This window comes from Serpentinimonas maccroryi (assembly GCF_000828915.1).
GTDB lineage: Bacteria > Pseudomonadota > Gammaproteobacteria > Burkholderiales > Burkholderiaceae_C > Serpentinimonas > Serpentinimonas maccroryi.
The window spans coordinates 1,505,761-1,524,905 of sequence record NZ_AP014569.1; the positions used below are offsets into that span (position 1 = coordinate 1,505,761).

19 protein-coding genes are annotated in these 19,145 nt (G+C 68.8%); all 19 read right to left on the minus strand.

Annotated features, from left to right (window positions below; all coding sequences use genetic code 11):
- Nucleotides 1-20: 20 nt before the first annotated feature.
- Nucleotides 21-665 carry a hypothetical protein gene (locus tag SMCB_RS06915; protein ID WP_231851175.1) on the minus strand — a complete coding sequence of 215 codons (645 nt, stop codon included), beginning with the start codon at nucleotides 663-665 and terminating at the stop codon, nucleotides 21-23.
- Nucleotides 662-1,927 carry a TolC family protein gene (locus SMCB_RS06920; protein ID WP_171820289.1) on the minus strand — a complete coding sequence of 422 codons (1,266 nt, stop codon included), beginning with the start codon at nucleotides 1,925-1,927 and terminating at the stop codon, nucleotides 662-664. The genes SMCB_RS06915 and SMCB_RS06920 overlap by 4 nt, the downstream gene beginning before the upstream one ends.
- 372 nt (nucleotides 1,928-2,299) lie before the next feature.
- Entirely contained in the window at nucleotides 2,300-2,644 is a 345-nt protein-coding gene (locus tag SMCB_RS06925; RefSeq protein WP_045535905.1) for a hypothetical protein, read from the minus strand.
- Between the two features lie 69 nt (nucleotides 2,645-2,713).
- On the minus strand, nucleotides 2,714-3,607 hold the full coding sequence (gene hflC, locus SMCB_RS06930) for a protease modulator HflC (RefSeq protein ID WP_045535906.1): 894 nt from the start codon (nucleotides 3,605-3,607) through the stop codon (nucleotides 2,714-2,716).
- A gap of 20 nt (nucleotides 3,608-3,627) precedes the next feature.
- Nucleotides 3,628-5,037 (minus strand): FtsH protease activity modulator HflK, encoded by a 1,410-nt coding sequence (hflK, locus tag SMCB_RS06935; RefSeq protein ID WP_045535907.1) that lies wholly within the window; start codon nucleotides 5,035-5,037, stop codon nucleotides 3,628-3,630.
- Nucleotides 5,038-5,113: 76 nt separating this feature from the next.
- Nucleotides 5,114-6,205 (minus strand): GTPase HflX, encoded by a 1,092-nt coding sequence (hflX, locus tag SMCB_RS06940; protein WP_144400295.1) that lies wholly within the window; start codon nucleotides 6,203-6,205, stop codon nucleotides 5,114-5,116.
- 141 nt (nucleotides 6,206-6,346) lie between these two features.
- Nucleotides 6,347-6,592 (minus strand): RNA chaperone Hfq, encoded by a 246-nt coding sequence (gene hfq / locus SMCB_RS06945; RefSeq protein WP_045535909.1) that lies wholly within the window; start codon nucleotides 6,590-6,592, stop codon nucleotides 6,347-6,349.
- Nucleotides 6,593-6,673: 81 nt separating this feature from the next.
- Entirely contained in the window at nucleotides 6,674-8,023 is a 1,350-nt protein-coding gene (gene der, locus SMCB_RS06950) for a ribosome biogenesis GTPase Der (protein ID WP_045535910.1), read from the minus strand.
- Nucleotides 8,020-9,195 carry an outer membrane protein assembly factor BamB gene (bamB, locus tag SMCB_RS06955; protein ID WP_231851176.1) on the minus strand — a complete coding sequence of 392 codons (1,176 nt, stop codon included), beginning with the start codon at nucleotides 9,193-9,195 and terminating at the stop codon, nucleotides 8,020-8,022. The genes der and bamB overlap by 4 nt, the downstream gene beginning before the upstream one ends.
- A 13-nt stretch (nucleotides 9,196-9,208) precedes the next feature.
- Entirely contained in the window at nucleotides 9,209-9,925 is a 717-nt protein-coding gene (locus SMCB_RS06960) for a YfgM family protein (RefSeq protein ID WP_045537788.1), read from the minus strand.
- A 131-nt stretch (nucleotides 9,926-10,056) separates the two neighbouring features.
- Complete coding sequence (gene hisS / locus SMCB_RS06965) at nucleotides 10,057-11,352, minus strand: histidine--tRNA ligase (RefSeq protein ID WP_045535912.1); 1,296 nt, start codon at nucleotides 11,350-11,352, stop codon at nucleotides 10,057-10,059.
- A complete protein-coding gene (ispG, locus tag SMCB_RS06970) occupies nucleotides 11,345-12,580 on the minus strand; it encodes a flavodoxin-dependent (E)-4-hydroxy-3-methylbut-2-enyl-diphosphate synthase (RefSeq protein ID WP_045537790.1) in 1,236 nt (411 codons plus the stop codon). Before ispG ends, hisS begins: the two co-directional genes overlap by 8 nt.
- Before the next feature lie 54 nt (nucleotides 12,581-12,634).
- A complete protein-coding gene (locus tag SMCB_RS06975; protein WP_171820290.1) occupies nucleotides 12,635-13,561 on the minus strand; it encodes a helix-turn-helix domain-containing protein in 927 nt (308 codons plus the stop codon).
- Nucleotides 13,554-14,378 (minus strand): type IV pilus biogenesis/stability protein PilW, encoded by an 825-nt coding sequence (gene pilW, locus SMCB_RS06980; RefSeq protein ID WP_045535914.1) that lies wholly within the window; start codon nucleotides 14,376-14,378, stop codon nucleotides 13,554-13,556. Before pilW ends, SMCB_RS06975 begins: the two co-directional genes overlap by 8 nt.
- Nucleotides 14,375-15,571: a dual-specificity RNA methyltransferase RlmN gene (gene rlmN, locus SMCB_RS06985; RefSeq protein WP_082027287.1), complete on the minus strand. Its 1,197-nt coding sequence runs from the start codon at nucleotides 15,569-15,571 to the stop codon at nucleotides 14,375-14,377. Before rlmN ends, pilW begins: the two co-directional genes overlap by 4 nt.
- Nucleotides 15,572-15,578: 7 nt before the next feature.
- Nucleotides 15,579-16,004, minus strand: a complete 426-nt coding sequence (gene ndk, locus SMCB_RS06990; RefSeq protein WP_045535915.1) for a nucleoside-diphosphate kinase — start codon at nucleotides 16,002-16,004, stop codon at nucleotides 15,579-15,581.
- A 62-nt stretch (nucleotides 16,005-16,066) separates the two neighbouring features.
- Entirely contained in the window at nucleotides 16,067-17,500 is a 1,434-nt protein-coding gene (locus tag SMCB_RS12470; protein WP_082027288.1) for a pseudouridine synthase, read from the minus strand.
- Nucleotides 17,497-18,069, minus strand: a complete 573-nt coding sequence (scpB, locus tag SMCB_RS07000) for an SMC-Scp complex subunit ScpB (protein ID WP_082027289.1) — start codon at nucleotides 18,067-18,069, stop codon at nucleotides 17,497-17,499. Before scpB ends, SMCB_RS12470 begins: the two co-directional genes overlap by 4 nt.
- Nucleotides 18,066-19,112, minus strand: a complete 1,047-nt coding sequence (locus SMCB_RS07005; protein ID WP_045535916.1) for an RluA family pseudouridine synthase — start codon at nucleotides 19,110-19,112, stop codon at nucleotides 18,066-18,068. Before SMCB_RS07005 ends, scpB begins: the two co-directional genes overlap by 4 nt.
- Nucleotides 19,113-19,145: the final 33 nt, after the last annotated feature.

Below are 19,145 nucleotides of genomic sequence, written 5' to 3' on the forward strand. Positions count from 1 at the left end.
CCCAGCACGAAAAATAAAGTTCATGATCCCAATCCTTTGCTCGCACGCACGGCCTTGCCGCGGCGCAAAAACCAAATCCCGCCACCCGCCAGCAGCAGCCCGCCACCCACCAGGGTCAGCGGCAGCGCCAGCTCTTGCAGCAAGCTGTGTTCGTGGCCGTGACCGCCGGCAGCCGCCGCCGCCACGCTCAGACTGCCCTCGAGCAAATCGGACTGCTGGCCGGCGATCACCGTCAGCACCAGCGCGTGCTGGCCCGGTTGGCGCAGCAGCGCCAGCAGCGCCGCGTCGCTCAACAGGTAGTCGCCCTGCTCGGGCCTGAAGGCCGCCGTGGCCTGCAGCGCCCCCGATTCCACGTGCAACTGCGCCTGCAGCACCGGCTCGCTGCTTTTGAAATGATTCAGGTACAGGCTCAGGCCCTCGGCCTGCAGGCGGCCGACGACTTCAAACAATTCAGAAGCGGCCTCGAAGCGCGGCAGCGCAGCGGCCCCTGCCAGCGCAGCAGCAGGGGCGTCGAGGTGCTCGCCATCGGGTCCGTGGGCACCGGGGGCGGCGTGGCTGCCCAGCGCCAGCGCGCACAGGGCTGCGGCCGCTAGGGTGTGTTTCAGGCTGTGTTTCAGGCTGAGCTTTAGGTGCAGGCGCAAGGAGTGTTTTGGGTTCGGTGTCATGGCAGGATTCCTAGAGTGAGTTGCAGCCGCGCCTGCGCGATCTGCTGCTGCAGACGCAGCGCTTGCAGCTCGGCTGCGGCTTGGGCAGCGCCGGCGCGGGTGCGCAGCCAGTCGGCGAGTGCGGTCTCGCTGCTGCGGAAAGATTGTTCGATCAGGGCGGCGCGCTCGCGCAGCTGCTCGGCGCGCTGCGCTTGGTGCGCGATCTGGGCTTGCAAACCGGTCAGCGCTGCCTGCTGCTGCGCCCACTGGGTCTGCAGTTGCCGCTCCAGTTGCTGCTGCAGCGCTTGCGCGTGGGCATAGGCGCCTTGGGCTACCACCAGGCGCGGGTGGTGCTGGGCGGCGCTGTGCAAAGGCAGGCGCAGCGTCAGGCCCACGCTCTGCGCGCTGGCGGCGCCACGGGCCTCGGTCTGCTGCACCCAGCGCGCTTGCAGCTCGGGCGCATCGCGGCGGCTGCGCTCGATCAGCGTCAGTTGGCGCTGCGCCCACTGGCTGCGCGCATCGGCCTCGAGCAGCAGCGGGTGCTGTGCCAAGGCAGCTGGAGGGGCGCAGGAGGCCCCAAGCCGTGATACTGCCCCGACATCAGCCGCTGCCGCAACGGCTGATGTGTGCGTGTGGGCCGCAGCTGTGGGTTCGCATGGAGCACCCAGCGCTGCAATGGGCGCGACGCCGCTCAACCCAGTCAGGCTGTGCCAGTGCAGCTCAGCCCGCTGCAGTTCGCTGCGGGTCTGCTGCAGCAGTGCCTGCGCGTGCAACAGCTCGGCCTGCGCCGCCAGACTGTCGGTGCGCGCGCGTTCGCCTGCCGCCAGCAGCCGCTGCACGTCGGCGGCCAGCAGGCGCAGCGTCTGCACCTCGCTGGTTTGCCATTCCAACGCCAAGCGCTGCTGCTGCACCGCGGCGGCGGCTTCGAGCAGCGTCTGCGCCAACTGCAGGCGCTGGGCGCTGGCGCTGGCTTGGGCCACGGCGGCAGCGGCAGCGGCTTGCTGCACGCTGGCTTGGCGCTGCCCCGGCAACCACAGCGGCAGCGCCAGCGCCAGCTCGGTTTCGCGCGCGCCGGTGTTGCGGTTGAGCTGGTCGGTGCGCCAGCCGGCTTCGAACACCGGCGCACCCGGCAACCACGCCTGGGCCGCAACTTGCTCGGCTTGCGCCAACTGTGCCGCCGCCGCAGCGGCGGCGGAGTCGGCGCTGCGCGCCCAAGCGGCGTCGAGCGCCTGCGACCAACTGGATTCCTGCGCAGCGCCGGCTGCGCCCGGATTGGACACCACGCCGACTGCACCCAGGTGGGGCGCCGCAGCGCTTGAGGCCGCAATGGGCCCCACACCGGCCGCGACTGGATTGAACCCAGCAGCCTCAACAGGCGCTCTAAAGGGATAAAAAGTGGGTGCGGGTGCGGGCAGGGTCGCGGTCTGCGCCCACAAAGCCGGCGCACCCACACCCAGGGCGACGGCAACACCGAGCGCCCGCAAGCGGAACGTGCAAAACATGAAAACCTCTGCGATCTACAGCCTGATACGGCCTAGGCAGGGCTCGTGCACGCGCTTAACCCACCAAGGGGCTGAAAAGCGCATGAGGCCACGGCGACTAGACCAAGCGAACGCACCCGCGCGCCATAGGGCGCAAAAGGGCGCAGCTGCGCTTCAGGTGCGCGGAGGTCGGTGCAGAGGATCGGTGTAGCGGTTGGGCAGGGAATCGGCCCAGTAGTGTGGCAGCCCGGCGAGGGGCAAGGGGAATGCGAGCTGGGGCGCCGCCACGGGCGAAGCCACCACGTGCGAGCCGTCGAGTGCCACGTGCTCGAAGGAGGCTTGGCTGGCATCGGCGTGGATGCTGCCGTCGGTGTGGTGGTGGTGGCCCACGTCTTTCCAGTGCAGGGCGGCATGGACGGCGTCGGCCGAGGCTTTGGCCAGCGCGGGCAAGCCAGCGCCGGCCACGCCTTGCCAGAGCAAGACCCACACAGCCACCAAAAGCACCAGTTTGCGACGCATGGGTCAGATTTTAGCAGCAGGGCCTTGAGCGCAGTGCCCTGCTTGGGGTGCTGCGCCCAGGCACGTGCATCAGCGCCCAGCCGCCGGCACGTTGCCGCGCATGGCGCGGAAGAACTCCGAGCTCTGATCCAGCACCATCAAATCGGTGCGGTTTCTGAAGCTGGCGCGGTAGGCCTCGAGGCTGCGGTAGAACTGGGCGAAGGCCGGGTCGCGGCTGAAGGCGTCGCTGTAGATGCGCGAGGCTTGGGCGTCGCCCTGGCCTTTGAGCTTTTGCGCTTCGCGGAAGGCCTCGGCCAGCAGTTCCTCGCGCTGGCGGTCGGCGTCGGCGCGGATCTGCTCGCCTTCGGCAAAACCGGTGGCGCGCAGCTCGTTGGCCACGCGGCGGCGCTCGGCGATCATGCGGTCAAAGACCGAGCGCGTGATGGTCTCGGCGTAATCGACGCGCGTGATGCGCACATCGATCACGTCCATGCCCCAAGGCTGTTCGGCGCCGCGCACGGCCGCCAGCACGTCGCGCTTGACGTCGGCCATGACCTCTTCGCGCCGGGTCGAGAGCAGCTCGCGCACCGTGCGCCGGTTCACCTGCTCTTGGAAGGCGTTGCGCACCACGCGGTTGAGCTGGGCCGCGCCGGCGCGCTCGTCGAGCCCGACGTTGCGGATGAAAGCCGAGGGGTCGGAGATGCGCCAGCGCACGAACCAGTCGATCACCACCCGTTGGCGCTCGGCGGTGAGCATGGGCTCGGTATCGACACTCTCGAGCGTGAGCAGGCGCCGGTCGATATAGACCACGTTTTGAAACGGCGGCGGCAGCTTGAAGTTGAGCCCAGGCTCGATCACCACGCGCTGGATTTGACCGAGCTGATAGACCACGCCAAACTGGCGCTGGTCAACCACGAACAGCATCGAACTCCCGACCCCGAGCAACACGAGGAAGGAGACCAGAATCAGACCAATTTTGTTCATCATGGCAGTGTGTCGTCGCTTTAGCGGGCGCGCTGGGCGTCACGGGCGCGCGGGTCGGGCGCTGGTGCGGCGGGTGCTGGAGTTGGAGCGGCGGGCAGCGCCGCAGCCGCGCCGGCCAGCGGTGCCGCCACGGCGGCTTGCTGGATCAGCCGATCGAGCGGCAGGTGCAGCAGGTTGTTGTTGTTGCGCGAGTCGATCAGCACCTTGGTGACGTTGCTGAACACCTCTTGCATGGTCTCAAGGTACAGCCGGTCGCGCGTGACTTGGGGTGCGCGCGCGTGCTCGGCTTGCACCAGGCGGAAGCGCGCGGCATCACCCTCGGCGCGCGCCACCACGCGCACCTTGTGGCCTTGGGCTTCTTCCATCAGGCGCGCGGCGGCACCGCGGGCGCGTGGGATCACGTCGTTGGCGTAGGCTTCGGCCTCGTTGCGCGCGCGTTCGCGCTCTTGGCCGGCCACCAGCACGTCGTCGAAAGCGGCTTGCACCTGCTCTGGCGGGCGCACGCCGCCTTGTTGCAGGTTGACGGCCACCACCTCGACCCCGACCTGGGCGCGGTCGAGCAGGCTTTGCATCAGGGCACGCACGCGCGGCGCGATCTGGTCGCGCTCTTCGACCAGGGCTTGGTCCATGGTCATGCTGCCGACCACTTCGCGCACCGAGGTCTCGGCGGCGCGCAGCACGGCGTTGTCGGGGTCGCGGCTGTTGAACAGAAAGGCGCGGGCGTCGTTGAGGCGGTATTGCACCGCAAAGCGGATTTCGACGATGTTCTCATCGAGCGTGAGCATGCCCGAATCGCGCAGGCCGGTGGCCGGCACGATGTCCTCGCGCCCGACATCGACCGAGCGAATGGTGGTGACGAACACGGTTTCGTGGCGCTGAATCGGCGTCGGCAGGCGCCAGTTGAAGCCCGCGCCCACGGTGCTATGGTAGCGCCCGAACTGGGTCACCACGGCTTGCTGGCCCTCTTGCACGATGAAGAAACCCGAGCCGAGCCAGAGCACCAGCAACACGCCGCTCACCATGCCGGCGACCACGCCTGCCCCCTTGGGGGTGGGGGCCTTGAAGCCCGGCATGCCACCACCGCCGCCGCCGGAGCCCATGCCCCCGCCACCGGGCCGTTTGCCACCGCCAAAAAGCCCGTTGAGCTTGCGGTTGAAGTCGCGCCAGATTTCGTCTAGGTCGGGCGGGCCTTGGTTGGGGCCTTTGGGCCGGCCTTGCCACGGGCGCGGATCGGGCTGCTGCTCGTCGCCACGGCGGTCGTCGGGGCGGTCGTCGTGGCTGGGATCGGGCCGGCGAGAGGAGTCACGCGAGCCATCGGATGCACCGGGTTTGGCGTCGTCGTCGCGACCCCAACGCGGGTCGTTGAGGTTGAACATGCCCCGCACGCGGCTCCACCAAGGAGAGCGCAGGGGCAAGGGGTGGCTATTCATGGATGGTGGCTGTTGTTAAGTCGAACAAAACGCTATTGTGCCCAAACCGGGCCACACGCCGTGCGTGGGCACCGCATTAAACCATTTCTTGCACTGCGGCCGGCAAGACCGCCTGCAGGCGCTGCGCCAGCAAGCCGCGCAAGGCGTCCAGCCCTTGGCCGGTTTGAGCGCTGACGAAGATTCGAGCTACGGACAGGCCGTCTAGTTCCATCGAATCGACGCTATGCTGCGGCAAACGTTCGGGGGCCAGGGCATCGATCTTGTTGTAGATCAGCACCTGCTCGATGCCGTCGGCCCCGATCTCGTGCAGCACCTGTTGCACGTTGGCGATCTGCTCGAGGTGGGCCGGGTTGGCGCAATCCACCACGTGCAGCAGCAGGTCGGCCTCGCAAGCCTCTTGCAAGGTGGCGGCAAAGGCATTGACCAGCGCGTGCGGCAGGTCGCGGATGAAGCCCACGGTGTCGGACAACGACAGGCTGCGCCCGGCCTCGCTCAGGTAGAGCTGGCGCGTGGTGGTGTCGAGGGTGGCAAAGAGCTGGTCGGCGGCGTAGGCGCGCGCCTTGACCAGCGCGTTGAAGAGCGAGGATTTGCCGGCGTTGGTGTAGCCCACCAGCGAGACCTTGAAGGTGCCGCTGCGGTCGCGCTGGCGGCGCTGGGTGTTGCGCTGGCGCTTGACGCGCTCGAGGCGCTCGCGCGTGCGCTTAATGGCCTCGCCGATCATGCGCCGATCGAGCTCGATCTGGGTCTCACCGGGGCCGCCGCGCAGCCCGATGCCACCGCTTTGGCGCTCGAGGTGCGACCAGCGCCGCACCAGCCGGGTGCTGAGGTACTGCAAGCGCGCCAGCTCGACTTGCAGCTTGCCTTCGTGGCTGCGCGCGCGTTGGGCGAAGATCTCGAGGATCAGCAGCACGCGGTCGTTGACGGCCAGCTCCATGTGCCGCTCGAGGTTGCGCTGCTGCGCCGGGCTCAGGGCTTGGTCGAACAGGATTTCTAGCGCCCCGTGGGCCAGCGCCAGGGCCTTGATCTCGTCGGCTTTGCCTGAGCCTATGTACAGCGCCGGGTCGGGGGCGCGGCGTTTGCACACCACCCGGTCCAGCACGCGGTAGCCAGCCGTGCGGGCCAGCTCGCTGAGTTCGAGCAGTTCGGCGTCGAAGTGGGGCTGCCCCATATCGACACCCACCAAAACCACGCCGGGCTGCGCGCTGGCGGAGCCGGTTTTGCTTGGGCTAAATTCGGCAGGAGCGCGCAAACGGTCTTGCCCCGAGGGGGCGGCGTCAGGCGCAGGCAGGAAGGGAACTGGATTCAGCTTTCAGGCCTCATCGGTCGGCGCGCTGGCCGAGAACTGCACCGGACGCCCCGGCACGATAGTGGAAATGGCGTGCTTGTAGACCATCTGCGTCACGGTGTTGCGCAGCAGCACCACGTACTGATCAAAGGATTCGATCTGCCCCTGCAGCTTGATGCCGTTGATGAGGTAGATGGACACCGGAACGTGCTCGCGGCGGAGCTGGTTCAGAAATGGGTCCTGCAAGAGTTGGCCTTTGTTGTTGCTCACGATATGTTCCGTGTTCAATGTAAAGTTTCGGAAAGGAAGAAGATACCACAACCGAGGGCGCTTGGGGCGCGCGCCGGGTTTTTATTGCTCGGCATAGGGGTTGGCAGCGGTTTTGAACTCGATGCGCAGCGGCGTGCCCACCAGATCGAAGGCCTTGCGAAAGCGCCCTTCCAGAAAGCGCCGGTAGCTCTCGGACACGCCTTCGAGCGAATTGCCGTGGATCACCACCACCGGCGGGTTCATGCCGCCTTGGTGCGCGTAGCGCATTTTGGGCCGGTACATGCCGCTGCGCTTGGGCGCTTGCAGGGCCACCGATTCCTGCAAAATGCGTGTGAGCAGCGGCGTCGGCATTTTTTTGTGGGCCGAGGCGTGGGCCTGCGCGATCGCCGGCCACAGCGGCGCCAGCCCTTGGCGCTTGAGCGCCGAAATGGTGTGCATCGAGGCAAACTTGAGGAAAGCCAAGCGGCTCTCGATCGAGCGCTGCAACTGCTGGCGCTGGTAGCTGTCGAGGGAGTCCCATTTGTTGAGCGCCACCACCACCGCACGGCCACAGTCGAGCGCAAAACCGGCGATGTGCGCGTCTTGCTCGGTCACGCCCTGGCTGGCGTCGAGCAGCAGCAGCACCACGTGCGCGCCCTCGATCGCCTGCAGCGTTTTGACGACCGAGAACTTTTCCACCGCCTCGAACACCCGGCCCTTGCGCCGCAGCCCGGCGGTGTCGATGAGCTCGAACTTTTGCCCGTTGCGCTCAAAGGGCACGGCAATCGCGTCGCGCGTGGTGCCGGGCTGGTCGAAGGCCACCAGCCGCTCTTCGCCCAGCCAGGCGTTGATGAGGGTGGATTTGCCCACGTTGGGGCGTCCGGCCACGGCCAGCCGGATCACGCCGTCGGCCTCGGCGTCGGCCTCTGATGCGGCGCTTGGCTCAGCGGGGGCGGCAGCGGCCAGTCGGTCGAGTGCTGCCTCGACCATGTCGCGCACGCCCTGCCCGTGCGCCGCCGAGACCGGCAGCACCTCGCCCAAGCCGAGCTCGTAGAACTCGCTCCACTGCGCCTGCCCTTGCATGCCCTCGGCCTTGTTGGCCACCAGCAGGCAGGGTTTGGCGAGCTTGCGCAGGTAGTCGGCGATGTCGTGGTCTTGGGCGCTCAGGCCGGCGCGGGCGTCGAGCACGAACAGCACCACGTCGGCTTCGGCCACCGCCTGCCGGGTCTGCTTGGCCATTTCGCGGTAGATGCCGGCCTCGGCCCGGGGCTCAAAACCGCCGGTGTCGATGACGATGAACTCGCGCTTGCCCAGCCGCGCGCTGCCGTAGTGGCGGTCGCGCGTAAGGCCAGGCAGGTCGGCGACGATGGCGTCGCGCGTTTTGGTCAGGCGGTTGTAGAGCGTCGATTTGCCGACGTTGGGCCGCCCGACCAGCGCCAGCACCGGCTTCATTGCGGCCGCCAAGCGTAAACGCCGCCGTTGCGCGTCACCGCCACCAAGGTGTTGCCCAGCAGCAGCGGCCCGGCAACGATGGCCGAGCCGTCGGTGCTCAGGCGGTTGAGCAGGGTGCCGTCGTCGCGCGAGAGCAGGTGCACGAAGCCCTGCGCGTCGCCGACGGCGATCGAGCGCCCTGCGGCCAAGGGGGCCGTGAGGCCGCGGTGCAACAAGGCATCGCTGCTCCAGGCACGCGCCCCGGCGTCGCGGCGCCAGGCCAGCACGCGGCCGTTGCGCTCCACGCCATAGACACGCTCGGCGTCGGCGCTCAGGCCCACGGCACCGTCGGCGGGCTGGGTCCAGACCAAGCGGCCGCTGGCGCCATCGACGCAACCCACCGCCGCTTGGAAGGCGCGCACGCACAGCTGATCGCCCACGCGGCCAGTGCGCCCGACCAGATCGACCAAGCGCTCGATTTCGTTCACGCCGCGCGGGGTGGCGATGGCCGCATCCCAGCGGATGCGGCCGTTGAGCGGATCAAAGCCCACCAGCCGCCCACCCAGGCCGACGACCAAGGTGTCGCCCACCGGCAGCAGCACGCCGCTTTGTTGCAGCACCAGCGCTTCGGCGGTGCGGCCACGGTGCTGCCACAGCGGGGCGCCGTTGCGGGCGTCGAAGGCGTGCACACTGCGGTCGTTGGCGAGCACGAACACGCGCTGCCCGGCCACCAGCGGGGCCGTGAGCACCCGCGCCGGCAGACGGGCGCGCCACTGCACCCCGGCGCTGTTGAGCGCCAGCAGTTCGTTGTCCTGCGTCACCACCGCCGCCGTCTGGCCGTCGAAGCCCGCGGCGGCCGACAGGGGTTGCGCCAATTCGACCCGCCAGCGCACCTGACCGTTGGCGCCGTCGAGCGCCAGCACGGCACCGGCGGCGTTGGCCAGCAGCAGCGTCTGGCCATGCACGGCCGGGGTGAGCAGCGGATCGACGGCACCGATGGCCGTGTTCCAGACTTGGGTGGCGGGCTGCAGCGCCACCAGCGGTGCCAGCGGCGTGGGCGCCGGGCGCTCTGGGGCCGAGGAGCAGGCCGCCAAGCTCAGCGCCAAGGCAGCGGCAAGAGAAGCCGCCGCCAAGGGGCGAGCGAGGGAGCGGGGCGCGAAGCGTTGCGACTTGAGCGGGGAGCTTGGGTTCACTGGGGTGTCTCCGTCACTGGGGGGCGACTGGCGTAGCCGGGGCGGCTGAGGCGGCTGGGTTGACCTCGGCGGCAGCAGGGACCGGGGCGGTGGGATCTACTCCCAAGGCGTTGAGCTTGGCCTCGATCACGCGCCGGTAGTCCACGGCCTCGTCCATCGCTGCCCAAGCCTGCTGATACGCCTGCCGGGCGGCGTCGGTCTGGCCTTGGGCCAGCAGCACGTCGCCGCGCCGGTCGGCGGCAAGGGCAGCAAACTCAGGCGGCATGTCGGCGCCCAGGGCTTGCAGCGCGGCCTCGTATTGCCCGGCTTGCAGTTCCAGCGCCGCCAAACGCAGGCGGGCCGCCGCCACCACCCCGGGGTCGGCAGCGTTGTCGCGCACGAAATGCAGCGCCAGCCGCGCGTCATCGAGCGCATCGGCTTGTTGCAGGGCGCGCGCCGCCAGCAGGCCGGCGTGGTGGGCCTGCGCGGTGCGCGGCACCTGTTGCTGGATGTCGGCCCAGACCTGGCGCACGCGCTCGGTGTCGTTGGCACCGGCGGCTTCATCCAGCGTCTGGTACAGCACGGCCGCCTCCACGGCCTGCTGGCGCTGCCAGTAGTTCCAGCCGTTCCAGCCGGCAAAGGCCAACAGCACGGCCACCAGCAGCCACGTGATCAGGGTGCCGTACTGGCCCCAGAAGCGCTTGAGCTGGTCGAGTTGTTCTTCTTCGTGCGGGTCAAAGGTTTTCGCCATGGCGGTGGGCTTGCAAAAATTGCGTGTGCAAAAAAATCGGGGCCACACGCTGATGTGTGGCTGGGCTGGGCCTGCTTGAAACCCTGTTCGGTGCCGATTGTAGGCGCTGGCCTGATGGTCAGGCCAGATGGCTAGGCGCGCAGGCGCGCCGCCCACTGCCCGGCTTGGGCCAGCGGCAGCAGGGTCTGCTCGGTGAGGGCCCCCGGGGCGTCGGCGCGCAGCGGCTTGACCGCCACCTGGCCGGCGGCGAGCTCGGCGGCACCAAACACCAGCGCGTAGCGGGCGCCGCTGGCATCGGCTTTTTTGAACTGCGCCTTCATGCTGCTCAGGCCCTCAGGCCCGGCGCCGTGCATCTGCACCGCCAGCCCAGCCGCGCGCAGCTGGCGCAGCAGGGGCAGCACCTGCACCATGGCTTCGGGCTGCGGCACCACGGCGTAGCAGTCGGGCAGCGCTGGCGGCGGCAGCTTGCCCTGGAGCTTCAACAGCTCGAGGATGCGCTCCATGCCCAGCGCCCAGCCCACGGCGGGTGCCGGCTTGCCGCCGATCTGCTCGAGCAGGCCGTCGTAGCGCCCGCCCGCGCACACCGTGCCCTGCGCCCCCAAGGTGTCGGTGACAAACTCGAACACGCTCAGGTTGTAGTAATCGAGCCCGCGCACCAGACGCGGGTTGATGCGGTAGCCGATGCCTTGTGCATCGAGCAGCGCACGCAAGGCGTCGAAGTGGGCCAGCGACTGCGCGCCCAAATAATCGATCAGCTTCGGGGCCGCCTCGATCAGTGCCTGCAGGTCTGGGTTTTTGCTGTCGAGCACGCGCAGCGGGTTGCTGTGCAGGCGCCGGCGCGCGTCGTCGTCGAGCTGCGCGGCGTGCTGCTCGAGGTAGGCGATCAGCGCCTGGCGGTGTGCCAAGCGCTCGGGCGGCTGGCCCAGGCTGTTGAGCTCGAGCCGGATGTCGCTCAGGCCCAGCTGCGCCCACAAATCGGCCGCCATGGCGATGAGCTCGGCATCGACGTCGGGGCCGGCAAAGCCCAGCGCCTCGGCCCCCACCTGGTGAAACTGGCGGTAGCGGCCGCGCTGCGGGCGCTCGTGCCTGAACATCGGCCCCAGGTAGTACAGGCGCTTGGGGCCGTCGTAGAGCTGATTGTGTTCCAGCACCGCACGCACCACGCCGGCGGTGGCCTCGGGGCGCAACGTGAGCTGCTCGCCATTGAGCCGATCCTCGAACGAGTACATCTCTTTTTCGACGATGTCGGTGACTTCGCCCAGGCCGCGCACGAACAGCGCCGTGGGCTCGACGATCGGGGTGCGCACGTTGCGGTAGGCGTAGCGCGCCATCAGCTCGCGCACCTGGGCTTCGAGCCACTCCCAGTGGCCGGAAGCGGGCGCAAAAATATCGTTCATGCCTTTGACGGCACGCAAAAGTTCAGGCATGGGAGGAAAAACGCTGTTCGATGTAGTTTTGTACGATTTGCTGAAACTCGGCCGCAATGCCGTCGCCGCGCAGCGTCAGGCGTTTTTCGCCGTCGATATAGACCGGCGCCGCCGGCGCTTCGCCGGTGCCGGGCAGGCTGATGCCGATGTCGGCGTGCTTGCTCTCGCCCGGGCCGTTGACGATGCAGCCCATCACCGCCACCTTGAGGTTTTCCACGCCGGGGTAGCGCTCGCGCCACTGCGGCATGGAGCTGCGCAAATAATCGTCGATCTGTTTGGCCAGATCGAGGAACACGGTGCTGGTGGTGCGGCCGCAGCCGGGGCAGGCGGTGACGCTGGGGACGAAGTTGCGCAGGCCCAGCGCCTGCACGATCTCGAGCGCCACCACCACCTCTTGGGTGCGCGACTCGCCCGGCTGCGGCGTGAGCGAAACCCGGATCGTGTCGCCGATGCCCTGCTGCAGCAGCACGGCCAGCGCCGCCGTCGAGGCCACGGTGCCGCGCACGCCCATGCCGGCCTCGGTCAGCCCCAGGTGCAGCGGGTAGTCGCAGCGCCGGTGCAGCTCTTGGTAGACCGCGATCAGGTCTTGCACGCCGCTGACCTTGCACGAGAGCACGATGTCGCCCGGCGCCATGCCCATGGCCTGCGCCTGCTGCGCCGACTGCAGGGCGGAGCTGATCAGCGCTTCGATCATCACCTGGCGCGGCAGCCACGGCCGGGCGCGGCGCGCGTTTTGGTCCATCAGTTCGGCCAGCAGCTCTTGATCGAGGCTGCCCCAGTTGACGCCGATGCGGATGTGCTTGTCCCAGCGCAGCGCGGCTTCGACCATCTGGGCAAACTGCTTGTCTTTTTTGTCGCCCTTGCCGACGTTGCCGGGGTTGATGCGGTATTTGGACAAAGCCTGCGCCATGTCCGGGTAGTCTTGCAGCAGGCGGTGGCCGTTGTAGTGGAAGTCGCCGATCAGCGGCACCACCACCCCCATGCGGTCGAGCTGCTCGCGGATGTGTGGCACGGCGCGCGCGGCCTCGTCGTTGTTTACGGTGATGCGCACCAGTTCGGAGCCGGCCTGCGCCAGTTCCTTGACCTGGATCGCGGTGGCGATGGCGTCAGCGGTGTCGGTGTTGGTCATCGACTGCACGCGCACCGGCGCGTCGCCACCCAGCGCCACCCGGTGCTCGCCCCAGCGCACGATGCCCTGGTGGGTTTTGCGGCGCGGGATTTCGGGCAGCGGCGGGGGTTCGTCGGCACAGGGCCGGTGGTCGGTGTTCGGGTTCACAGGGCTTTACCTCACTTGCAGGCGCGCGACGTTGTTGCGGCTGACGGCGTTCAGGTCGGTGGGGGCACCGCGCACGCTCACGCGCACGGCGTCGGCGCGACCGATGACCAGTTGCAGCGGCAAGTCGTCGTTGATAACCACCGACTCGCCCGGCTGCAGGCTGCGCTGCAACAGCACCCGGCCCGAGGCGCCGATGACTTGCACCCAGGCGGTCTGGTCGGCGCTCAGGCGCAAGACCTCCGGTTGCGTGGCCGGTGCGAGCAGCGGGGCGCTTGCAGCCGTGGGGGCTGCGGGCGCTGCGGGCGCTGCGGGGGCGGGCAAAGGCGCAAGCACAGGCGATGCCGCGGGTGCGGGTGCGGGTGCAGGCGTCGGAGTGAGCGTCGGCACGTCAGGCTGCGCCGCTTGAGGGGCCTGCTGCGTAGCCAGTTGCGGCTCGGCGCCGGCCGGGGCTGGCTCGGGCGCCTGCCGGGGCAGCAGGAACCAGAGGGTGAGCGCGGCCACGAGCAAAAACAGCGCCACCGCCACGGGCGCGCTCAAACGCTGAATCGGGGCGCTGGCTGCACGCGCCAGCACCGTGCTGGCCGTTGCGCTGGGCAAGGGCGTGTGCAGGGCGTTCTCGGGTTCGCCCAAGCGCACCCGGGCCAAGGCGGGCAAGGAGGCCAAAATAGGGCCGGGGTCGGTCTTGAGCACCCGGCACACGCTCGAGGCCAGCGCGCGCGCAAAAGTGGGGTCGGGCAGTTCGTCGTAGCGCCCGGCCTCGAGCGCTTCAAGCTGGCGCACCGGCACTTTGAGCGTGGCCGCCAAAGCCTCAACCCGCAGCCCGGTCCGCTCGCGGGCTTGGCGCAGGGTCAACACCGGTGCACCAGAGGACTCAACCCCCGGGTGCGCCAGCGCAAGACCATCCAATGGCTCCGGGCGTGTCTCGCTACTCATCGAAGGCCCCTCGCTCGTAGGCATTGGCCTGCCGCGAATCGGGGAAGCGGCGTTGCAACTGGCGCGCGAGCTGCTGCGCTGCCTCGCGGTTTTGCAGGCGGTTTTCGATCCGGATCGCCAGCCAGAGCGATTCGGCGTTGGCAAACTCGGTCTGGTTCAGGCGACGCAAATAAAAGCGGGCGCGTTCGCTTTCGTTGCGCTGGTGGTGCAGCAGCGCCAAGTTGTAGAGCGTGACCGGCTGCGCGGGGTCGAGCTCAAAGGCGCGCGTCAGGCTCTGGATGGCCACAGCGGCTTGGCCGGCACGCGCCTGGCAGATGCCCTGCACCATCCAGGTGCGCGCTGGCGTGGCATAAGCCGGCGATCGCAGGGCTTGCGCAAACGATTGTTCGGCCTCGGCAAAGCGCTGCTGCTGGCACTGCAGCCAGCCCAGGTTGTGCCAGCTGTCGCCGTCGCGCGGGGCCAGCCGCAGCGCCTGCTGCAAACTCTGCTCGGCCAGCACCGGTTCGTTGAGCTGCATCAGCGCCAGCGCGCGCAGGTTGTGCGCCGCTGCCAGGCTCGGGTCGGCCTGCACCGCGCGGTTGGCTTCCTCGAGCGCCACGGCGGGCTGGTTGTTTTCCAGAAAAGCGGCGGCCAGTTCGAGCCGGATCTGGGCCCGACGCTGCGCCTCGGTGGGCTCGGTGGTGCCTGCGGTCAGCGCAGAGGTCTGGCTGGCGTCGCCAGGGCTGGCGCAGGCCGTCAAGCCCAAGCCCAAGCCGAGCGCCAGCGCCAGCAATGCCGCAGCACGCCACAGAGGGCTTTGGGCTTTGGGTCTGTTCATGAAAGGGCCTCGTTGCGCGGCTGCCAGATGATGGGCTGCACCGAGTCGGTCTGCAACCGCTCGGCCTGCCCTGTGTCGGCCGGTCGCGGGCGCGCCAGCCGCTCGGCTGCCCCGGTGCGGTCTTGCACCTCGCCGGCCAGTTGGCCACAAGCGGCGTCGATGTCGTCGCCGCGGGTCTTGCGCACCGTGGTCACCAGCCCGGCGGCGTTGAGGCGCTGCGCAAACGCCTGCACCCGCGCCCGGCTGGAGCAGCGCAGGCCAGAGCCGGGGAAGGGGTTGAAGGGAATCAGGTTTACCTTGCTCGGCACGCCTTGCCCACGGTGCCCTTGCAGCAGGGCGATCAACTGCTCGGCGTGCGCGTCTTGGTCGTTGACGCCGTCGAGCAGGCAGTATTCAAAGGTGATGAAGTCGCGCGGCGCCCGGGGCAGATAGGCCAAGCAGGCGTCGAGCAGTTCGGCGATCGGGTACTTGCGGTTTAGCGGCACCAGCTCGTCGCGCAGCGCGTCGGTGGGCGCATGCAGCGACACCGCCAGCGCCACCGGGCAGTCGGCGGCCAGGCGCTCGATCATCGGCACCACGCCCGAGGTCGAGACCGTGACGCGCCGGCGCGACAGGCCGTAGGCGTGGTCGTCGAGCATCAGGCGCAGCGCCGGCAGCAGCGCGGCGTAGTTTTGCAGCGGCTCGCCCATGCCCATGAGCACCACATTGCTGATCACGCGCTCGCTCAAACCATGCGCTTGGTGGCCCAACTGACGGCGCAAATAATGCTCGGCAAACCAGAGCTGGGCCACGATTTCGGCCGTGCTTAAATTGCGACTGAAGCCTTGGGCGCCGGTGCTGCAAAAGCGGCAGCCCACGGCGCAGCCGGCTTGGCTCGAGATGCACAGCGTGCCGCGCCCGTCTTCGGGGATGAAAACGGTCTCGACGGCGTTGCCCTCGCCGACGTCGAACAGCCACTTGATGGTGCCGTCGGCCGATTCGTGCTGCGCCAGCACCGGCAGCGCCCGCACTTCGCACAGCCCGGGCAGTTTGTCGCGCAGGCTGCGCGCGAGGTCGGTCATGGCGCCAAAATCGCTGGCGCCGCGCTGGTGGATCCAGCGCAGCAGCTGCACCGCACGAAAGCGCTTTTCCCCCAGCCGCTCGCAGAAGGCGGCCAACCCGTCGAGGTCGAAACCGAGCAAATTGGCCGTCATTGCATGGTCAGCGGGTGTAGACGTTGAGGCCGGCGAAGAAGAACGCCACTTCGGCGGCGGCGGTCTCGGGGCCGTCGGAGCCGTGCACGGCGTTGGCGTCGATGCTGTCGGCGAAGTCGGCGCGGATGGTGCCCGCAGCGGCTTTCTTGGGGTCGGTGGCGCCCATCAGGTCGCGGTTTTTGGCGATCGCGCCCTCGCCTTCGAGCACCTGGATCATCACCGGACCCGAGACCATGAAGTCCACCAAGTCTTTGAAGAAGGGGCGTGCGCGGTGCACATCGTAGAACTGCTCGGCCTCGGCGCGCGAAAGCCGCACCAGCTTGGCCGCCACAACCTTGAGCCCAGCGGCTTCGAAGCGGCTGGTGATCTGGCCGATCACGTTTTTGGCAACGGCGTCGGGTTTGATGATGGAGAGGGTGCGCTCGAGAGCCATGGGATGTCCTGAATGAAATCTTGGGAAGGAAAATGGGTTAAGCGCGGGATTTTAACCCGCTCTCAGCGTGCTGGGCCGGATTTGGGGCCGCGCGGGGCACCGCGTTTGGGGCCGGAACCGGCACCGGGGTTGGATCTTGGGCTGGCACCGGGGCTGGGGCCACCGCGCGCGCTGCTGCGGTCGCTGCTGCGGTCGCTGTTGCGGTCGGTGTTGCGCCCCGTGCGCCCGGTGCGGCCGGTGTTGAGCGGCATGGGCGCGCCATCGACCAATTTGGGCGCACTCGGGCGCGGCCCTTGACTGCGGCCCCGCGAGGGCTGGCGCTTGGGCGGCGCGGGCGGTTGAAACTGGCGTGCGCGCGACTCCAGCGTGCGGTCCATGCCCGTGGCCTCGGTCAGGCGCGCCACGTCGCGCGCGTCGAGCTCCATCCAAGCACCCCGGCGCAGGCCGCGCGGCAGGGTCACGGCACCGTAGCGGATGCGGATCAGGCGGCTCACCGCGTGCCCGAGCGACTCGAACATGCGCCGCACTTCGCGGTTGCGGCCTTCGGCTATCGTCACCCGGTACCAGCAGTTGGCCCCGTCGCCGCCACCGTCTTCGAGCGTCTGGAACTGCGCCGGACCGTCATCGAGCAGCACGCCGTCGAGCAGCTTTTGTTTTTCCTCGAGGCTCAACGCGCCCAGCACGCGCACCGCGTATTCGCGCTGCAAGCCAAAGCTGGGGTGCATCAGCAGGTGCGCCAGCTCGCCCGAGTTGGTCAGCAGCAGCAGGCCCTCGGTGTTGATGTCGAGCCGCCCGACCGACTGCCACTTGCCGCTGTAGAGTCGGGGCAGGCGGCGAAACACGGTGGGGCGGTTTTGCGGGTCGTCGTGCGTCACCACCTCACCGGCCGGTTTGTGGTAGGCCAGCACGCGCGGCGGCAGCGGCGCGATGCGCACCTTGATCAGGCGACCGTTGACGCGGATGGCGTCGCCGATCTGGATGCGCTGCCCAACGTGGGCCGGCTCGCCGTTGACCGAGATCTGGCCTTGGGCGATCAGGCGCTCCATCTCGAGCCGCGAACCCAGCCCGGCCTGCGCCAGCACCTTGTGCAGCTTGGGTGCTTCGGCCTCGGGCTCGAGCACCCGCTTGGACGGCGGTGCGGGCTGCTCGGGCTCAGGCGGCAAAGACAAATCGGCATCGAAAGCGCCCGACACCACGGCCTCGAAACCCACGGCGTCTGCCAGCGCTGCACCTGCATCTGTTGCACTTGCGTTTGCTGCGTCTAGGCCCGGCGCATCGATGCCTTGCCCATCGACACCCGGCACGGGCGCGTGTACGGCGATCGCTGGCGCGGCCACTTGGGCCTCGCGCGGGCGCACCACCGCGCGGGGCGGCCCCAAGCGTGCCGGCCGGGGGGCGGCGGCCGTTGCCGTGCCCGGGCGCTGCGACGATGCTGGCGGTGCCTTGGGGCCTGCTGGGCGGGCGGATGGGGCTTTGCGTTTGGGTGGTGGGCTCATTGGGGTTGCGATGTTAAATGTAGGGCCGCGGCAGCGGGCTGCGGCAGCAGCGGCTCACCGGCCGCTGGCACAGAGGGCAGGTCGGCCAACGAGGGCAGCGCGAAATCGCACAAAAACTGGCGCGTGGTGGCGTACAAGGCCGGCCGGCCGGCGCTGGGGCGTTGCCCCACCACCTCGATCCAGCCGCGCGCTTCGAGCTGCTTCAAAATCCCGCTGTGGATGCTCACGCCGCGCAGGTCTTCCATTTCGCCGCGCGTCACCGGTTGCCGGTAGGCCACGATCGCCAAGGTTTCGAGCACGGCGCGGCTGTATTTGGGCGGCTTTTCCGGGCGCAGGCGCTCAAGGTAGGGCCGCACCTGCGCGCGGCTGCGAAAACACCAACCAGCCGCCACCTGAACCAGCTCGAGGCCACGCGGCGCCCAGTGCTGCTGCAAATCATGCAAAGCCGCCTGCAGCGCTTGCGGCGCCACCTCGCCCTCAAAGGCGGCACAGAGCTCGGGCTCCGAAACCGGCTCTGGGGCGCACAACAGCACGGCTTCCAGATACGGCGGCAGGTCGGCGGGGTTCATGGGGTGGCGGGCTCGCTGTCGAGCGACCACAAAGATTCGTCATTGTATTGGAGCTGCGCCGCCGCCAGCGCCTGCATCAGGTCGGGCGGGGCTTCGCTGCACCAGCACATCCATTCCCCGCTCACCGGATGGCGCAAAGCCAGCTGATGCGCGTGCAAGGCCTGGCGCTGCAAACCCAGCGCCGGCGGGCCGCCATACAGGGTATCGGCCACCAGCGCGTGCCCGGCCCACGCCAAATGCACCCGGATCTGGTGCGTGCGACCGGTGTGCAGCTTGCAGCCCAGCAAGCTGCACTGGCTGCCCAGGGCCAGCGGCCGCACATGGGTCAAGGCCGGTTTGGCGCCCGAGTGCTCGGGCCCGAGCACCGCCATGCGCAAGCGCTGGCGCGGGTCGCGCCCGATGGGCTGCTCGATCGTGTGCTGCGGCCCATGCCGCCAAGCCCCGTGCACCAGCGCCAGATAGACCCGGTGCACCTGGCGCAGCGCGATCTGGCGCACCAAGGCATCAAAGCAGGGCTGCGTTTTGGCCACCACCATCAGGCCGCTGGTGTCTTTGTCGAGCCGGTGCACGATGCCTGCACGCGGCAAAGTGGCCGCGCCCGCGTGGTGCGCCAGCAAGCCATTGAGCAAGGTGCCGCTCCAGTGACCGGCCGCCGGATGCACCACCAAACCCACCGGCTTGTTGAGCACCAGCAGGTGCGCGTCCTCATAGACCGGCTGCAGCGCCATGGGCTCGGGCACAAAGGCGCTGGCTTGGGCGGTGGGGCGCAGCTCGATCTCGATGCGGTCGCCCACGCGCACCTTGTGCGCCGGCTTGGTGCACAGGCTGCCGTTGAGCTGCAAGGCCCCCTGCCCGATCAGGTTTTGCAGCCACGCACGTGAAAACGCGGGCAGGCTCGCCACCAGCACCCGGTCGATGCGCTGGCCATGTTCGCCGGCTTCGGCCAGCCAGTGGCGGCACTCGGGCGCGAGCGCCTCAGGGACCTCATCGGCCTCGTAGGCCTCGTCGTTGGGGAGCGGCGTCGATATAATGGGTTTCGTCAATCTTTGGTTCCGCCACGCGAAGGTATGCACACG

What these genes read in the sequence shown, in the direction of transcription:
- SMCB_RS06915 (WP_231851175.1), bottom strand. Translation starts at nt 665, where the DNA reads ATGACACCGAACCCAAAACACTCCTTGCGCCTGCACCTAAAGCTCAGC.
- SMCB_RS06925 (WP_045535905.1), bottom strand. Translation starts at nt 2,644, where the DNA reads ATGCGTCGCAAACTGGTGCTTTTGGTGGCTGTGTGGGTCTTGCTCTGG.
- hflC (WP_045535906.1), bottom strand. Translation starts at nt 3,607, where the DNA reads ATGAACAAAATTGGTCTGATTCTGGTCTCCTTCCTCGTGTTGCTCGGG.
- hflK (WP_045535907.1), bottom strand. Translation starts at nt 5,037, where the DNA reads ATGAATAGCCACCCCTTGCCCCTGCGCTCTCCTTGGTGGAGCCGCGTG.
- hflX (WP_144400295.1), bottom strand. Translation starts at nt 6,205, where the DNA reads ATGGGGCAGCCCCACTTCGACGCCGAACTGCTCGAACTCAGCGAGCTG.
- der (WP_045535910.1), bottom strand. Translation starts at nt 8,023, where the DNA reads ATGAAGCCGGTGCTGGCGCTGGTCGGGCGGCCCAACGTCGGCAAATCG.
- SMCB_RS06960 (WP_045537788.1), bottom strand. Translation starts at nt 9,925, where the DNA reads ATGGCGAAAACCTTTGACCCGCACGAAGAAGAACAACTCGACCAGCTC.
- hisS (WP_045535912.1), bottom strand. Translation starts at nt 11,352, where the DNA reads ATGCCTGAACTTTTGCGTGCCGTCAAAGGCATGAACGATATTTTTGCG.
- SMCB_RS06975 (WP_171820290.1), bottom strand. Translation starts at nt 13,561, where the DNA reads ATGAGTAGCGAGACACGCCCGGAGCCATTGGATGGTCTTGCGCTGGCG.
- pilW (WP_045535914.1), bottom strand. Translation starts at nt 14,378, where the DNA reads ATGAACAGACCCAAAGCCCAAAGCCCTCTGTGGCGTGCTGCGGCATTG.
- rlmN (WP_082027287.1), bottom strand. Translation starts at nt 15,571, where the DNA reads ATGACGGCCAATTTGCTCGGTTTCGACCTCGACGGGTTGGCCGCCTTC.
- ndk (WP_045535915.1), bottom strand. Translation starts at nt 16,004, where the DNA reads ATGGCTCTCGAGCGCACCCTCTCCATCATCAAACCCGACGCCGTTGCC.
- SMCB_RS12470 (WP_082027288.1), bottom strand. Translation starts at nt 17,500, where the DNA reads ATGAGCCCACCACCCAAACGCAAAGCCCCATCCGCCCGCCCAGCAGGC.
- scpB (WP_082027289.1), bottom strand. Translation starts at nt 18,069, where the DNA reads ATGAACCCCGCCGACCTGCCGCCGTATCTGGAAGCCGTGCTGTTGTGC.